16 protein-coding genes are annotated in these 16,117 nt (G+C 43.8%); 3 read left to right on the top strand and 13 right to left on the bottom strand.

What is annotated here, in order from left to right; all coding sequences use genetic code 11:
* Nucleotides 1-150: 150 nt before the first annotated feature.
* The 4 genes from trmB to FFM64_RS07545 form a co-directional block, all read right to left on the bottom strand.
* Nucleotides 151-807 carry a tRNA (guanosine(46)-N7)-methyltransferase TrmB gene (gene trmB / locus FFM64_RS07560; protein WP_137607405.1) on the bottom strand — a complete coding sequence of 219 codons (657 nt, stop codon included), beginning with the start codon at nucleotides 805-807 and terminating at the stop codon, nucleotides 151-153.
* 91 nt (nucleotides 808-898) lie between these two features.
* Nucleotides 899-1,684: a phosphotransferase family protein gene (locus FFM64_RS07555; RefSeq protein ID WP_137607404.1), complete on the bottom strand. Its 786-nt coding sequence runs from the start codon at nucleotides 1,682-1,684 to the stop codon at nucleotides 899-901.
* A 120-nt stretch (nucleotides 1,685-1,804) separates the two neighbouring features.
* Entirely contained in the window at nucleotides 1,805-3,010 is a 1,206-nt protein-coding gene (locus FFM64_RS07550) for an ABC transporter permease (RefSeq protein ID WP_137607403.1), read from the bottom strand.
* Entirely contained in the window at nucleotides 3,003-3,740 is a 738-nt protein-coding gene (locus FFM64_RS07545) for an ABC transporter ATP-binding protein (RefSeq protein WP_137607402.1), read from the bottom strand. Before FFM64_RS07545 ends, FFM64_RS07550 begins: the two co-directional genes overlap by 8 nt.
* Nucleotides 3,741-3,904: 164 nt before the next feature.
* On the opposite strand from FFM64_RS07545, the gene FFM64_RS07540 reads away from it, so the two are divergent.
* The 3 genes from FFM64_RS07540 (at nucleotide 3,905) to FFM64_RS07530 (ending at nucleotide 5,832) form a co-directional block, all read left to right on the top strand.
* A complete protein-coding gene (locus tag FFM64_RS07540; RefSeq protein ID WP_137607401.1) occupies nucleotides 3,905-4,357 on the top strand; it encodes an HIT family protein in 453 nt (150 codons plus the stop codon).
* 12 nt (nucleotides 4,358-4,369) lie between these two features.
* On the top strand, nucleotides 4,370-4,708 hold the full coding sequence (locus FFM64_RS07535; RefSeq protein WP_137607400.1) for a hypothetical protein: 339 nt from the start codon (nucleotides 4,370-4,372) through the stop codon (nucleotides 4,706-4,708).
* 227 nt (nucleotides 4,709-4,935) lie between these two features.
* The gene (locus FFM64_RS07530) at nucleotides 4,936-5,832 is read left to right on the top strand and encodes a peptidylprolyl isomerase PrsA (RefSeq protein WP_137607399.1); all 897 of its coding nucleotides are present in this window, start codon (nucleotides 4,936-4,938) and stop codon (nucleotides 5,830-5,832) included.
* A gap of 82 nt (nucleotides 5,833-5,914) precedes the next feature.
* Here the strand turns inward: FFM64_RS07530 and FFM64_RS07525 are convergent, their stop codons facing one another.
* The 9 genes from FFM64_RS07525 to FFM64_RS07485 all read right to left on the bottom strand — a co-directional run bounded on the left by FFM64_RS07525 (nucleotide 5,915) and on the right by FFM64_RS07485 (nucleotide 16,079).
* Entirely contained in the window at nucleotides 5,915-6,889 is a 975-nt protein-coding gene (locus tag FFM64_RS07525; RefSeq protein WP_137607398.1) for a 3'-5' exoribonuclease YhaM family protein, read from the bottom strand.
* A gap of 15 nt (nucleotides 6,890-6,904) precedes the next feature.
* Entirely contained in the window at nucleotides 6,905-9,421 is a 2,517-nt protein-coding gene (locus tag FFM64_RS07520; protein ID WP_137607397.1) for an ATP-binding protein, read from the bottom strand.
* A complete protein-coding gene (locus FFM64_RS07515) occupies nucleotides 9,411-10,637 on the bottom strand; it encodes a metallophosphoesterase family protein (protein WP_137607396.1) in 1,227 nt (408 codons plus the stop codon). Before FFM64_RS07515 ends, FFM64_RS07520 begins: the two co-directional genes overlap by 11 nt.
* A gap of 69 nt (nucleotides 10,638-10,706) precedes the next feature.
* Complete coding sequence (locus FFM64_RS07510) at nucleotides 10,707-11,051, bottom strand: YlbF/YmcA family competence regulator (RefSeq protein ID WP_137607583.1); 345 nt, start codon at nucleotides 11,049-11,051, stop codon at nucleotides 10,707-10,709.
* Between the two features lie 71 nt (nucleotides 11,052-11,122).
* The gene (locus tag FFM64_RS07505; protein WP_137607395.1) at nucleotides 11,123-13,258 is read right to left on the bottom strand and encodes a transglycosylase domain-containing protein; all 2,136 of its coding nucleotides are present in this window, start codon (nucleotides 13,256-13,258) and stop codon (nucleotides 11,123-11,125) included.
* A gap of 194 nt (nucleotides 13,259-13,452) precedes the next feature.
* Entirely contained in the window at nucleotides 13,453-13,575 is a 123-nt protein-coding gene (locus FFM64_RS12460) for a hypothetical protein (protein ID WP_137607394.1), read from the bottom strand.
* Between the two features lie 98 nt (nucleotides 13,576-13,673).
* Nucleotides 13,674-14,141: an arginine repressor gene (gene argR, locus FFM64_RS07495; RefSeq protein WP_137607393.1), complete on the bottom strand. Its 468-nt coding sequence runs from the start codon at nucleotides 14,139-14,141 to the stop codon at nucleotides 13,674-13,676.
* A gap of 139 nt (nucleotides 14,142-14,280) precedes the next feature.
* Nucleotides 14,281-15,402 carry an aminotransferase gene (locus FFM64_RS07490; protein WP_137607392.1) on the bottom strand — a complete coding sequence of 374 codons (1,122 nt, stop codon included), beginning with the start codon at nucleotides 15,400-15,402 and terminating at the stop codon, nucleotides 14,281-14,283.
* Between the two features lie 68 nt (nucleotides 15,403-15,470).
* Nucleotides 15,471-16,079 carry a LysE/ArgO family amino acid transporter gene (locus FFM64_RS07485; RefSeq protein WP_137607582.1) on the bottom strand — a complete coding sequence of 203 codons (609 nt, stop codon included), beginning with the start codon at nucleotides 16,077-16,079 and terminating at the stop codon, nucleotides 15,471-15,473.
* Between the last annotated feature and the right edge of the window lie 38 nt (nucleotides 16,080-16,117).

The raw sequence follows: 16,117 nt of genomic DNA, 5'->3' as shown, positions 1-16,117 counted from the left end.
TGCTAGTTTCACTAGTGTGAACATTTTTTATTTTGACAAGCGAAAACTTCTGGCACTGTAACAACAAGCTAGTTTTACTCGCACGCCTACAAATAAATGCCATAAAAATAGACTGCCAAATCTAGGTTGATTTGACAGTCCAATTTTTTACTATTTTTTCTCAGTTTTAACTGGGAACGTGGCGATGATTTTGTAGATTGGTCCGAATTGACTGAATTTTTGCTCGTATTCCGTCTCAACATTTTCTTCAGGTGTCACGACGGCATGCAAATCCAACCAAACCTGTTCGAATTGCATCCCAAAGTTATTCATACTCGTCAATGAAAATTCAAACAAGCCTCGGTTATCAGTCTTAAATTCAACTTGGCCATTGGGCTTCAAGACTTCTGCATAACTTGCCAAAAATGACTTATAGGTTAGGCGACGCTTGGCATGCCGACTTTTAGGCCATGGATCGGAAAAGTTTAAGTAAAGACGATCAATTTCGTTTGGTTCAAAAAAGGCGGTGACGGCTTGGCCATCTGCATGTGCTAATTGCAAATTAGGTAATGGTTCTTCAACTAACTTGCGTAAAATTACAGCAATCACAGATGTTTGAATCTCAATCGCAATATAATTGATCTCTGGATGCCGTTTAGCCATTTCGATGATAAATTGGCCCTTCCCACTCCCAACTTCAATCTGGAGTGGCTGAACGGCCTTAAAACGGCTCTGCCATTTTCCTCGGAAATCTGTTGGGGTTTCTGTAATCAGTTCTGGATGGGCATCAATTAATTTTGGTGCCCAAGGTTTATTCCGTACACGCATAGTCTAAATAACTCCTCTATTTCTTTATCTCAACAAAATAGCTGCGAATTCCGCTTGGGACTCGCAGCTACCAATTTTAAACTTCCAAATTTTACAGTTGATACTGAGACAACTCTTCTAAGAAAATAATCTCATGATTCATTTTATGATATTGATTGCGATAATAATTATCTTTGATATTCAATAATAAATTGATCTTAGCATACCAGATCACACGCTTTTGTAGCTCAGCCGTCATGGTCTCACCGTATTCAGCAAACCAATCTTGCCAAGCATCCAAGGGCACATACTCACAGAGCAGCATGCTAATATCAGAAGCGGGATCAGCAAACCGCGCCGAGTCCCAATCAACCAAGTAGAGTTGCCGATGATCAGACAATAACCAATTCTTGTGGTTTAAGTCCCCATGACAGACACGGTAATCCGCGACTGGCAATGTTGGTAACGTCCCCTTTAAGCTAGCCAAAACATCGGCCATTAATGGATGATGACGTAAATCATCGGGACAATCACTCAAATACTGGCCAATAAAATCATGTGGCCGGACCACTTGACCGCCAACTTTAGTTAACATTCGATGAAGCAACTTGGAATTGTGCACACGTGCCAATAAATGCGCCACTTCAGGCAGCCGCATTTGTTGCTTCGTTAAAGTTTGACCATTGAGCCATTCTTGAGCGGTCAAGGTATCCCCACTCGATATTCGTTTAGTCCAGATTAACCGCGGGGTAATTTCTTCCATCGAAAGCGCCGCTAGAAACGGTGACGCGTTTCGTTTCAAAAATAATCGTTGTTGATTTTTTTTGCCCATGAAAGCTTTATTGGTATTGCCATAAATTGGATAGACATCCCAGCCATCATCAAGTTCGAAATCCATCAGCCCCACTCCTCTCAAAAAATTGTTTAACTCGCTTGACCTTAATTCACTTAACAATCACATTCTAAAGACCAAACTCGGTCACGTCAAGTCCTTTTTAAGTCTTGTGCCAGCAACGTTTTATCCCAATCGAAGCTTGGCATACCAAGCAACTAAGAGATAGATTTCAATCACGTTGATGACCAACAAAATGCCGACTTGAACTAACGATGCGTTGCTTAACCAAAATGCAATTAAAAAGACAATTCCGGTCACACTCAGTATAATTGCCAACAACCGTTGAAAGTTTTTTAAACGCTGCTTGAAGTCAATCGGATAAATGTGCGTAAAAACTATATTATCGTATCGCTTAAAAAACGGCAACAATTGAAACCCAATTAAATAGATAAAAATGACATCCAGTCCGATTGCCAACCAACCATGGCCGATAAAATACAACAACACCGCACCTATAACGGTTAACCGTGCCACTAAGCCACTGAACTCAGTGCCACGAATCATGCCACGCGCAAACAAGTAACTAAACGCGTGTTGCTGTTTTTTAGGCACCCAGTTGAAGACCCAATCCAAGTAACGACGGCGTTTGACCGTGCCTTGAACCATTGGGACATCGGTGAACAAGTTAAAGAAACGATAGATGCCAAGCATCCGGTTCGCTTCTAACTTGATATCATCACGCCAGGCTACGACCGTCATCGGCCAAACCCGAGTCTGCCACCAACGCTGCCCGGCCGCCAGAGCAACCGCAAGCAGTAGTCCCAACCACGGTGACAGTAACAAACTTAACGCCAAGATAATTAGGGCACCACCCCAGTTACTCAGCTGAATCCAGCGACGTTGCGTGCCGGTTAGGCGATACAGACGTGTCACATACCCGGTCAGTTGACTGTCCTTCAACGCCAATTGTGTTACTAACAGTGCAATCAAGCTCGCACCGGACAGTTGATCAACTAACATCAGCACTGGCACGGTTAACCCGACCACAATCACCTGAACTGCTTGTGCCAACCACCAACTGTAACGCCAGGCTTTCACTAAATACCCATGCAGATCATGTTCACGCGGCAACAGGAAGACCACATCAGCTGGTTCGAGCAACGTTGCGACCCGTCCAATCCCCAGACACAGCCATAAAATCAGTCCGACGACCACCACGATCCAAGTCTCATGCGGTGTCACCGTTTTTAACCAGCTGGAGTAAGCCAACCCTAAACCACCGACAAAAAACATCAGTGCAATCACGAAATGGTCATTGAAGACTAAGCGTAAATACCGCAACATTTGGCGTAAATGTCGCGATAGACGTTTTTGGTACAACTCATTCATTACGGGTCACTCCCGTCAGGCTAAGATAAATATCATTCAGAGAATCACCAGCATCTGGATAATTGGTTTTGATTTCGTCAAAAGTCCCTTGTGTTTGAATTTCACCAGCATGTAGCAAGACAAAGCGGTCACAAAACTTCTCGGCTGTGTCTAACACATGTGTCGACATCAAAACGGACGCACCTGCCTGTTTCACTTCACTAATCAGTTGTAATAAGTCATGTACCGCTAAGGGATCCAGTCCTAAAAATGGTTCATCAATGATATATAACTTTGCGTTAGTGATGAACGCGCAGACGATCATGACTTTCTGTTTCATCCCTTTAGAGAAGTTAGCTGGAAACCAATCTAATTTATTATCTAACCGGAAAATAGTCAGCAACTGATGTGCGCGTTCCCATGCTTGCTTCTGGTCTAAGCCATAGGCCAACATGGTCATTTCCAAATGCTCTTTTAAAGTTAATTCTTCATATAATACGGGTGTTTCTGGAATATAAGCCAACTGTTGTTTATAGGCCTGTGCGTCGGACGCTAACGTAACGCCGTTCAACGTAATTGTCCCTTTCATCGGGGTCAATAACCCAATAATATGATTAATCGTGGTCGACTTACCGGCACCATTTAAGCCAATCAATCCGACCAACTCACCCGGTGCCACATCAAAACTAATATCTTTTAAAACTGGGATTTGTGAATAACCACCAACTAAATGGCTGACTGTTAATGCCATTAATCTAACCTCTTTCTGTATGAACTAAGTGTGCTCTATTATAGCATAGCCCCCTAGTCGCGCTGCTTAACTTTCCAGTAAAGTCTTCCACCGAATTAAAGCGCCGTCATTTTCAAATTGGTTAGTGTATAATGGAACTAAATTTTAGAAAAGAAGGTTATCCTATGGCTGCTTTTGAACCAAAACTCGATGATGATTGCATTTTCTGCAAAATTATTAAAGGTGATATTCCAAGTTACACGGTCTATGAAGACGATATGGTTAAGGCATTTCTTGATATTTCACAAGGCACTCCTGGTCACACTTTAGTCATTCCAAAAACACATGTCCCCGACCTATTCGCCTATGATACTGATCTTGCCAGCGCCGTCTTTGCCCGGATTCCCAAGATTGCCCGTGCCATTAAAGCTTCAGATAGTGCCATTATCGGAATGAACGTGGTTAACAATAACGGTGCGGTCGCTTACCAATCCGTGTTCCATTCACATTTTCACTTGATTCCACGGTACAGCGATAAAGATGATTTCCGGATGATTTTCAAAGATAACACGAAGAAGTATGACGAAACCGATTACACCCGGCTACAAAATGCCATCAAGGCACAACTTAACGATTAGGAGCGCGCGACTATGGCAAAATTTTTCCGTCGCAGCATGGCTGGTCTCGGCCTAGGCCTTGCTGCTTACATGATAATCAATCGTAAAACACCCAAAGCTGTTTATACGGATGTTAAGGACTATGTCCAGGACGTTTTAGACGCGGCTGATCATTTACAGTCCGCTGGCGAAGACTTCACCGATGCCTCCTCAGACCTAAACGTCCAAATGGCGCACGCTGGCGAGGTCTTAAACGACATCTCAACCGAAGTCGACAAGTTTCAATTCAAACTTGAGCCCCATTTAGCCATTATGCAAAAACATGCGGATCACTTGCAAAAAACATTGGATGATCTCGCACCTAAAGATTAAGATCAAATCGTTGAGTCGTTACGACACCCAACGATTTTTTGTTAACTTTACATTCGCTTTTCAACAATATCCCCCTATCTTACAAGGAACTTTATGAAGACCGTGTGAATTGTCTGAAAATTTTGTAAAGATTTCCATCACCCTGCAGAAGCTAACGGAGTTATGGTATAGTAGTCTGGTAAGTCTGCTAGAGCAGAACTATTTCAAGAATGGGATGTGTTATAGGAATGAAAAAATGGCTTATTGCGCTCGCCGGCGTTTTAATGATGTTCACCTTGGCCGGTTGTGGTAGCAAGACAGTTGCATCGACCTCTGGTGGTAAGATCACCGAAAGTCAATATTACAGTAGTATGAAAGGCACTTCATCTGGTAAGCAAGTCTTACAACAAATGATTTTAAACAAAGTGCTTGAAAAAGACTACGGTAAGAAAGTTTCAGACAAGGCAGTTACTAAGCAATACAATACTTACAAATCCCAATATGGGACTTCATTCTCAACCGTCTTATCACAAAACGGTTTGACGACTAAGAGCTTCAAAGAACAAATTCGTTCGAACTTGTTATTGAAGGAAGCTGTTAAAGACAAAGCAAAGATTACCAACGCTGCTTTAAAGAAGCAATGGAAGTCATACGAACCTAAAGTCACTGTTCAACATATCTTAGTTGCTAAGAGTGATACTGCTGACACGGTCTTAGGCGAATTGAAGAAGGATTCTAGCGAAGCTAACTTCACTAAGTTAGCCAAGAAGTATTCAACTGATACCAACACTAAGAACGACGGCGGTAAGTTATCAGCCTTTGATAACACTAACACCAGCTACTCATCTAAATTCTTAACGGCTGCTTTCAAGCTTAAGAATGGTGAATACACCACTTCTGCTGTTAAGACAACTGATGGCTACGAAATCATTCGGATGATCAAGAACCCTGGTAAGGGTAAGATGTCAGATCACACCGCTGATTTGAAGAAGCAAATCTTAGACAACGACATGAGCGACTCAACCGTCTTGCATAGTGTTGTTTCTAAAGTGCTTAAAGATGGTAATGTTTCAATCAAGGACAAAGACTTGAAGGATATCTTATCTTCATACCTTTCAACTTCAACATCATCAAGTTCTAAATAAGCATTAACTTCAGTACATTAAAAGGCTTGAATCCTGAGAATTGGATTCAAGCCTTTTTGATTGTCGCTTAATTAGTTAACACTTATTCTGAAGGTAGCTCACCCTTAGTATCATCATGCGTCGGTCGATAGAAATTCCGACCATCCATTGCGAAGATCCGTTCCGTAAAGCTCCCCGGTTCAGCATGATTGATCGAGGTTTGCATCATTTGAATGGAAGCATCTAATTCATCCAACTCATGCAAAATTTCGGCTTCCATCACGTGTGGCCGAACTGGCGACCCATATTCCATCAAACCATGATGGGCTAAGATCATGTGTCGTAAAATCAACACTGACTCTGCTTGATCATCAATTTTTAACTGCTGGCAAGCTTTAACGATTTGTTCATCAATCAGGACAATATGTCCGACTAAATTACCGGCTAAAGTATAGGTCGTCGAAACTGGACCGGACATTTCAATCGTCTTGCCCATATCATGCAAAATCGCACCAGCATATAGCAATGGTCGATTAACATGTGGATACTCATCCGCGACAGATTTCGCCAGTCGCAAAATCGATAACGTATGGAATGCTAACCCACCAGCAAAGGCATGGTGGTTCTTCTTAGCCGCCGGATAACTGAAAAAGGCATCATGGAAATGTGCCAGCAAGTGGCGGACGATCCGATTCCAATTAGGCTCCGTGATTTCAAAAACAAACTGATTGAGTTCTTCTTCCATTGCAGCTGTATTCATCGGCGCATGTTCCACAAATTGTTGTACATCTTGCGGTTCGCCAGGCTGAGTTAACCGCATTTGTTGAATTTTAATCTGCGGGTTGCCCTGGTAATTTTCACGTTTTCCCTTGAGATGTACCACTTTTCCTGGTTGAAAATGCTCAACATCCTGATCACTCGCATCCCAAAACTTACCTGAAATTTCACCAGAAGTATCTTGAAAATTAATTGCTAAGAACTTTTTACCATTTTTAGCAATGCGAACTTCAGAGTCTTTTAATAAGAAGAAACCATCAACCGCTTCATCAAGTTGATAGTCAAATAATTTTTTTGCCATTAGAGTTCCTCCCGTTTAAGTCAATTGTTGGATTTTATCGGCTGGCAATTGCGTCAACGCCGCCGTTTCATTGGTAAAGTACAAGATTTGATGCTCAGCCGACACAGCCTTGAGTAAGTCCCAGGCCACCCGGCGGCGTTGATCATCAAAATTCACGAAACCATCATCAATCATCAACGGTAATGTGGCTTGTGACCCCAACGAAACGATTAGCGCCAGTCGAATCGCTAAGTACAATTGTTCCTTAGTGGCAGTCGACAGTTCAGCAACTTCAAAACTCGTCCCAGCAGTGGTCACGAGCTTTAGCTCGTCTGCAACTAATTTGATTTCATTATACCGCTGTCCGGTCAGTTGCGCGAAATAGGTCGTCGCCTGAGTCAGAATCGTAGGCAGCTGCTGATTAGTCAACTCACGCAATGCCTGCTCAATCCAAGTCGCTCCCAGTTGACGGGTTACCCATTGTCGGGCCATCACCGTAATTTCAGTTTGCTGATTGGCCTGTTCTTGTCGTAAAGCTGTGTAGCGGCCATCTTCAGTTAGCCGCTTCAACTGCGTTTGGGCTGTCACTAGTGCTGCCGATTGTTGGGTCAACTGCGACTGCCCGCTCGAAATCGCCTGCCGCGTGTCTGTAATTGCAGCCTGTAAATCAGTCAACGACTCGTATTGGCGTAGGTTACTTAACTCGGTGGCACTCAATTGCGCAGTAAGTTGTTCTAAACTTGCGGCATTTTTCGTCACGGTTGCTTGCGCTGTGACAGCAGTTGCCAATTCATCCGTGGTCGCATACCCCGCTGAATTCGCTAATTCTTGTAGCTGATCATTAATCGTGTGGCTTTGAATCGTCAACTGCTTAACTTGGCGCTGCGTGTAGGCAAAGTCGGCCCCTGAGAACTGTTCAGTTTGACGTTTTTGACGCATCGTCTCATAAAATTCAGTGACCCGTTTCACACTGCTTGCCAATTGTTGTTTATTCAGTGGGAGCCAATCTGCTGCAAACTGATAGGCTGACAAGGCTTGCCAAACCGTCGCCGCTTGCGCAGCTAGTTGCTGTTCAGCGGTCGTCAATGCTGCTTGAGCCTGTTGTAACGCCATTAAACGGGTTAACTGTGTTTGCGCACCGGTCACGTCTAAATCTGGTGAAAAACCAGCGGCAATTAATTTTTCAGTTAAGCCTGACGTTTCCGACTTTGGTGTTGTTGAAACCGATCCGTTGAGTTGTTCCCAACCAAACCAGCCCAATAGCCCCAGTCCCGCTAACATTAAGAACCATTTGAACCCGCCTAACGGTAGGATCACACCAGCCACTAGGCCAATACCACCAACCATCAATCGCCAATCAATCCCAGCGATTTTACCTTGATTTGCTGCTGGTTTTTCTTGCTGCCTGGACCCAGCAACCATTGTTCGCTTCGCTAAAGTGGCCTTCAAGGCTGCCACTGCGGCTTGCCGATTTGGTGATAGACTGGCGTTTAATTCGGGGTGTGCTGCCAACTGGTCGTCATACTGCTTTTTAGTGGTGGCAACTTGACTGTCCAAGACCTGATAACGGCCCAGATTTTGTTGTAACGTAGGTAATTGCGCTTCCAGTTGATCGAATTGGTCTTGATGGGTGACATAAAAGCCCACAATTCCCTTTGATTCCGCGTCCACCGGTTGTTCAGTCAATTGGTGGCGAGCACTTGCGAGACTGTGTTGCAAGTCTGTTTTTGTTTTTGAAAGCTGTGTAAATCGTTGTGACACTGCCGCTGGCAACTGCGTCATGGTGTCCTGAGTCGTTTGTAATTGCAACAATTGCTGATACACCGGCCATTGATTACGCAGATTCGCTAATTGCTGCTGTTGATCTGTCCATCCGGCCAACTGACGTGTCAATTGACTCTTTTTAGCTGCTAATTGTTCAATAGTTGTTTGCAGTTGTTGATATTCAGGATAGCGCTGCTGTGCCGTCTGAAGGTGTTGTTTAAGTGTCTGATACCGTTGTAACGCTTCATTAAGGGCCGGCTTACGTCCACGTGGTTTATACAAGCTATCCGCCGTCTGTCGCAATGCCGCTGCGGTTTCCCGCCAAGCAGCACTGCCACGCGTCCCAGCTTGTTGTAATTGAAGGTTCAAGTCCTGCGCGCTCAAAGTTTTCAACGCGGTCAGTTCTGCCTGATTAAAGGTAAATAATTGTTTATAACTCTTTTCATCATATGGCGCTAGCCATTTTGCCAATAAGGATAGTGGTTGGGGCTGTTGTGCCTTAACTGCCAGCAAGGTTGCTGGTTGGTCACCTAATCGAGTCAGACGATAGGTCTCTCCGGCAACCACAAGCTCTAAGGTACCACCATACTGAGCCGTTTGTTTGGGCTCATAACGTGCCAACCGCTGTCGCCGTGACGGGAAGCCAAACAACATACCTAAGATAAATGCACGTAAAGTAGATTTCCCGGACTCGTTGACGCCATAGACCACTTGTAACCCAGTGGTGAAGTCAAAGGTGGTATCTTTAAATTTACCAAACCCCACGATTTCAATTTTGCTAATCTGCATCCGCTGCCCCATCCTTTTCCCGCGTTAATTGATATTGGTCGGTCAACAAAGTCATAATTTGTTGTTGCCATTGATTGGCCGTCATATCATCCAGCAAGGCACCATTTAAGAAATCTTCATCCAATAATCGATCAGCTAAACTAGCTACCGACTCGGGAGTAATTACCGACTGACCAACGCGTTGCCAAGTTGCTGCCGCATCGCCAAATTCCAAGGTTGTGGGAGTTGTCGCGGTAGCCATTTGCAAGTCAACCGGCCACCACATTCCACCCGTCGTGGCTTGCTGCAGTTGACGCAACAAACTTCCTTGCGCCACCGCTAAGCTGGCGCCTTCATCTAACTTGGCCTCGCTCGGCAACTTCAAACTCACTAACTGAGTTGGTGTCGTCATCGTTTTACCTAATTGATCTGTTAGCTGTGCCAACAACGCAGAACGAGAGAATTCACCCGCTAGTTTCGGCTGCCACTCACGCCAAACAATCGTGGCAAGTGGCTTGAAATCAACCTTTAATTGATGATCAGTCGTACTCGTCACCAATAAACACCCCTTCGCCCCGGTCTCATTCCGTTGACGGCCTTGCAAATTTCCGGGGTATTCAATTGGTGGCTGCACATTGAGTGCTTGCCGTTGATGGATATGACCTAACGCCCAGTAGTCATAATGTTTACTCAATAACTCACCAACACTAAACGGCGCATAATGGTCACCGGCCACCCCGACCTGACCATGCCACATGCCAATCTGATAATCAGCCGTTGCTGACTTTAGTGGAAATTGATCAATCATGGCAGCCGTTTGCCACCGTTGAGCATAGCTAAACCCCGTAATTGCCACTTGAGTTTGTTGCGCCGTCGTCAACGTAACCGTCTCAACTTGAGAACCGAAGGCATGCACATTGGCTGGAAAATGCCAATCAGCGTCATCGGGTTGAAAGTCATGATTTCCGAATGACAAGACAACCGGAATCTGGGCTTCATTCAAACGTTCTAGTTGCAGCATGAGTGCGGCTTGGGCTTGCACACTTTGTTCAGCTTGATCAAATAAATCACCAACTAGTAAGACAAAGTCAACCGTTTCATCAATCGCTAAATCGACTAACTTACTGAGACTGGCTAACGGCGCTTGCAATAATCGTTGTTGTAAGTCCGCAGGTAAATCACGTAATCCCTGAAAGGGCGTATCTAAATGTAAATCCGCAGCATGAATAAATTTCATTTTTTCTCCTTACGAAAAAAGAGACAATCACGAAAAGTTTCGCCATTGTCTCTTCGGACCTTAATTGAATTAGTCGCGGTATAATTCTTGAACAGGTTTCGTGATGATTTGGTTCAAATCATTCATTAACTGATTCAAGTTACGTTCCTTACCCATCAAGGCTTTAATTTCATCGACATTGCCAACCTTATCCGCTAAATCGTGGGCTTTTTGAACTTCTTCATCTGTAAGTTCTTCACCATTCATTTGCTTTTGTGACAATTGCATTTGAATTTCTTGGAAGTCTTTGAACAAGTCAAAAGCGGCTTTGTTCGTCTTCATAGCTTCATAGCTGGTTTTTAATTCCTTGAATTCTTTGGTTTCACGTAATTGTTGTTCTAAAGTATTTGCAGTGTCATAAATATTTACGGCCATCATTAAGTTCCTCCTCAAATATGTGTCCTAGTTATTTTATCATTTTTGAAAGCCCTTGAATAGCACAAGCACTAGTTCCCAAGTAAATTCTTTGCCTGTGAGAACCAATTCTTAGCAGTGTCCTTAACAGCTTGACCAACTTTATTCGCGCCATCTTCGACACCCTTCCAGACAGAAGAACCGCTGTCGGATGAGCTGTTGTCTGAACCTTGTTGAGCCAATGTTGAAGCATCCTGGGTATCAAAACTCGTCCCCTTGGTGTTAGGCAAAATATTACCCATTTCATGCTTAAACAGGGCCGATAATTGATTTTCAGATAAACTCTTTAAATAATGAGTACTATTGGTATTATCAAACCCAATCCAAGTCGTCACCACGACATCTGGGGTATAAGCAATCATCCACTGGTCTTTTGTTCCTGAACCGGTCGCATAATCAGCTTGCGTACTCCCAGTCTTACCGGCGATTGTGTAACCATAAGGCTTAGCCGCCGCACCAGTCCCGCTGTTGTAGACGCCAAGCATCATACTCGTCATCTCTTTGGCGACACTAGCGGACATGATTCGTTTTGACTTCGGGGCAGTATTATCCACGATCGTCTTACCACTCGCATCAACAATCTTCGTAATAAAATGAGACGTTGTCTTTTGACCACCGTTAGCAAAAGCCGTGTACGCACTAGTCATTTCAGATGGTGAAACCCCAGTGGTCAACCCACCAAGTGCGAGGGCAAGATTGTCATCTTTTTTACCAACCGTCAGGCCAAATTTCTTCACAGATTTATAACCCTTATTCACGCCAATCTTGTTCAACAACCAGACCGCTGGAATATTCATACTCTGTGACAAAGCGGAGTACATTGGCACAGAGGTCGTATAAACCGCATTATAGTTTTTAGGCGCATATTTATTACCACCAAAGGTCTGCTCTTTATTCGATAATTTGGAATCGTAGGTATAACCGCTCTCCAATGCCGGCGTATAGACCGCTAACGGTTTAATCGTCGATCCTGGTTGCCGTGAAATCTGAGTTGCGCGGTTAATGCCCCGGAAAACATGGGTCCCACGACCACCAACTACGGCCAACACACCACCAGTTGAAGGATCAACGGCAATCGATGCACCTTGAACTTTCGTACCGTCATCCGCATCTGCTGGGAACAAACTACTATTCTTAAACGAATTTTGCATCTGGGTTTGATCATCCTGATTTAAGGACGTGTAAATTTTATAGCCACGGTTCATAATTTCTGCTTCGGTCAAACCATATTTTTTGATAGCTTCACTAATAACCGCATCAAAATAGTAGGGATAATTATAGCCACTATCATAATGATAATTATCTGTTAACGTCATGGCTTTTTTCGAATACAACTCATAATCAGTTTGACTTAACTTCTTATTATTAACCATGTTATTGAGGACAATATTACGCCGCTTCGTTGAGGCCGCGGGATGTGTAATCGGATCGTAACCACTTGGCGAACTCAACATTCCGGCTAAAGTCGCGGCCTGATCAACACTCAACTCAGAAGCGTGCACGCCAAAGTAACGCTCTGCCGCATCTTCTGCCCCCCAGACACCATGCCCGAAGTAAGCGTTATTCAAATACATGGCGAGAATTTCACTCTTGCTATAAACATTTTCAACTTCAATCGATAAGAAGATTTCACGCAATTTACGACTAAACGTCTGTTGCTGCGTCAAGTAAGCATTCTTGACTAACTGTTGGGTCAAGGTACTCCCACCACCACTAATATAGTCGCGGCCTAACACTTTATTCAACACAAACAGGACGCCTGCACGGCCAATCCCCTTGACCGAAAAACCATGTTCGTGATAAAAATTACGGTCTTCAGTAGAAATCACGGCATTTTGTAAATTCGTTGAAATTGAGCTTAGATGAACATAGGTCCCTTTTTGGGAGTACAACGAACCTGCTTTTTGATTATCTTTATCGAAGATTTCGGTCGTTTTTTCTAATTCAGCCTGTAAATTACTGACCTTCGCTGTTTTAGCCTCAAACGTCAAATAAGCACTAACTACTAAAATCAAGCTTAAAATAGCAATAATTAGCCATCGCGTTAATTGTAGTCGATGCCACTGACGACCAAAAACAGCTGAAAATCTTTGCCAGTAAGGCTTTAACCATTGACCAACGACGTGAAACCCATCTTTGATCGTGGCCCAAAAACCATTTTTTTGCATAATCTTCCCCTTGTTCAGTAATCGGTATCAAACTTGCAAGCTGGCATCGTCGTTCAGCCGCAATCACCGGTTACTTGTCTTAATCGTTGCAATTATTGTATCATAAATCCGATTAAACCAAGTGACTGAACGAAACCTTGACCAAATCTTCAAAAATCAGACTAAAAAAGCCCGAGACCAATTTGTCTCAAGCTTTATTTCCGACGCACGCCGCGCCGATTGGCATTCAATTCATTTTGTTGCTTCTTGAACTTTTCGAAAGTTGCATCTCGTTGCTTCTGATTCTTTCGTTCGGCTTGCTTTTTCGTATACTTCATTTAAGACACCTCCCACCATAACCAATTAGATAGGTCAACTATACCCTCATACATTGACAATTGCAAAAAAGGCACCTGTAATAAGGTGTCTTTTCATATTATAGGTCGTCATCCGTTTGAACATGAGCCATTAGCAACTTGTGCAGTGATTTGGCAACTTCCACACTTGGGCTCACTATAAAAATCGTGTCGTGCCCAGCTAATGTCCCACTCACTTCAGGCAAATTTAAATCATCAATAATTGCAGCTAACAAATTCCCGTTACTGGGCAGGGTATGTATGATCGTCATAAATTCGACCCGATCTACCCCAGTCACGACATCATGTAAATTTTCGAAGAGTCGATCCTGTTCATTTTGCGTGCTAGCTTTAAAAATCGTATACCGTGCGCGACCGTGATCGTCCGGTGACTTAACGATTTGCATTTCACGAATATCTCGCGAAATCGTGGCCTGCGTCGCGGCAATGCCTTCAGCCTTTAAACGGGCCATCAATTCTTCCTGTGTAGCAATTGGGACCTGATTGATCAATTGTTCAATGGCTGCCTGCCGATCAGTCTTCTTCATTCGCGAAACCTCCCCTGATAAATTATGAGCCTATTATAGCAAATATTCACTCGGTAAACTACGATTCCACGCAAAAAAAGCCGATTTATACCTCATATGATTGTATAAATCGACTAACAAATTGCATAACTATTAATTTTTAAGCATCAAACCGGCGCAAGTAAGTACTCAGTTTCGTTAGCCCACGTTCAAGTGTCTCGGTCTGGGTACAATAACCCAGACGCACATGTCCGGGAAGATCAAAGCGTGATCCTGGCACTAACAACACCCCAGTTTCGGACAAGAGCTGCCGGCAAAACGTTTCATCATCTACCGGCAAATCTAATTTCAAACAAGAAACCGAAATCCCATGAGGCACAATCAAGCTAGCTCGTGGTTCTTGCATGACCCAATCAGTGTAAATTTTAAGGTTGCGCTTAACAATTCCACGGTTACGCTGCAAGATTTCTGGCCGATGTTGCAAAATAAGAATCGCGAGCTGATCGTTAAACACCCCACCGCAAATCATGGTGTAATCTCGATATTTGCGAAATAAGTCCGCTAACACGGTTGACTGCGTGGCAGTCCAGCCAATCCGAACACCTGGTGCCGAATACGTCTTTGACAGACTATTGACTGCAATTCCTTTTTCATATAAATCAGCAATTGAAACGAACGGAGTACCGTCTAATGGCTCATAGACCTCATCCGCCAAAACATAGGCACCGACTTCTCTGGCCAACGCGACCACTTGTTTTAACAGCTCAGCATCGAGCAAGCTCCCGGTCGGATTAACCGCATTGTTCAACAAGATCATTTTGGTCTCTGGGCGAATCAATTGCTTGAATTCTTCGATATCTGGTAGCCACTGATTGGATTCATGTATATGCCAATAATCAACCGTCGCACCAAGTGACTTAGGAATGTCGTATAGTTGCTGATAACTTGGATACAGAGCAATCACCTGGTCTCCAGGCTCAATCAGACTATAAATTGCTAATTGATTGGCGCCGGTCGCACCATTCGTTTGCAAGACGTTGGTTGCTGGGACGTGCTGATACAACTTGCTCACCAACTTTTTAAAAGTGGGCGACCCCTCAATCCAACCATAGTCTAGTCGCAATTGATTCAACTGCTGATAAAAATGCTGCCCGTGTTGCCCATCCAGATCAACAACCTCTTGCATCGTTAACGCGGCAATTGAGCTCTGACTGATGTCGGTGGTTGCAGTTCTCTCATTTTCATTTAACCAGGCTTCTACGCCAAAACCGGCAATTTGCATGTGCTAATCGTTCCCTTCTGCTAAAAATCCAATACGACTAGCATACCGATTGTGACGCCACTCTGCAACTATATTTTTGTCGCGAACGTTGCCAATAATTTAACACCGTACAAAATAATTACCACGCCACAGATTCGATTTACCCACAATAATACTTTCGGCTGCATTAAGTGTTTGAACTTACTAATCAGCCCAGTTAGCCCAATAAACCAAATAATAGAAGCAATAATCACACCTAACATAAAGAAGTGCGTCAATTCAGACGGCAATGACACCCGAAAAGCCCCAAGTAACACGGAACCATCAATCAAGGCTTGTGGATTTAACCATGCGACTGAAAATGCTGTGACGACCGTCGCCTTATAGGAAAAACTCGTCGCCATAGTTCCCATTTCTACCGCTTTCTGACGAACCAACCCCCAACCAATGTAGAAAACAAGTAAGCTTCCGACCAGCAATACGGCTAACTCTAACCATGGCGTTGTTTGTAACAACTTGCCAACACCATAGAAACACGCTAGCGATAATGAGGTATCGAAGAAAATGACAATCAGTGCCACTTGTAACGCCCGCTTCAGAGGTTGTTCAATCGCAGTTGAAACCACGAATAAATTCTGCATACCAATTGGCGCAATATACGCCACCCCAAATAACAACCCTTGCAAAAATACCCTCAGCAATTCTTTCAACTCCCATCCAACCAATTAAGTCACAA

Origin of the sequence: Lactiplantibacillus daoliensis, from assembly GCF_005405005.1 — a bacterium.
Taxonomy (GTDB): Bacteria; Bacillota; Bacilli; order Lactobacillales; family Lactobacillaceae; genus Lactiplantibacillus; species Lactiplantibacillus daoliensis.
This window is presented reverse-complemented; position numbering and strand designations above follow the sequence as displayed.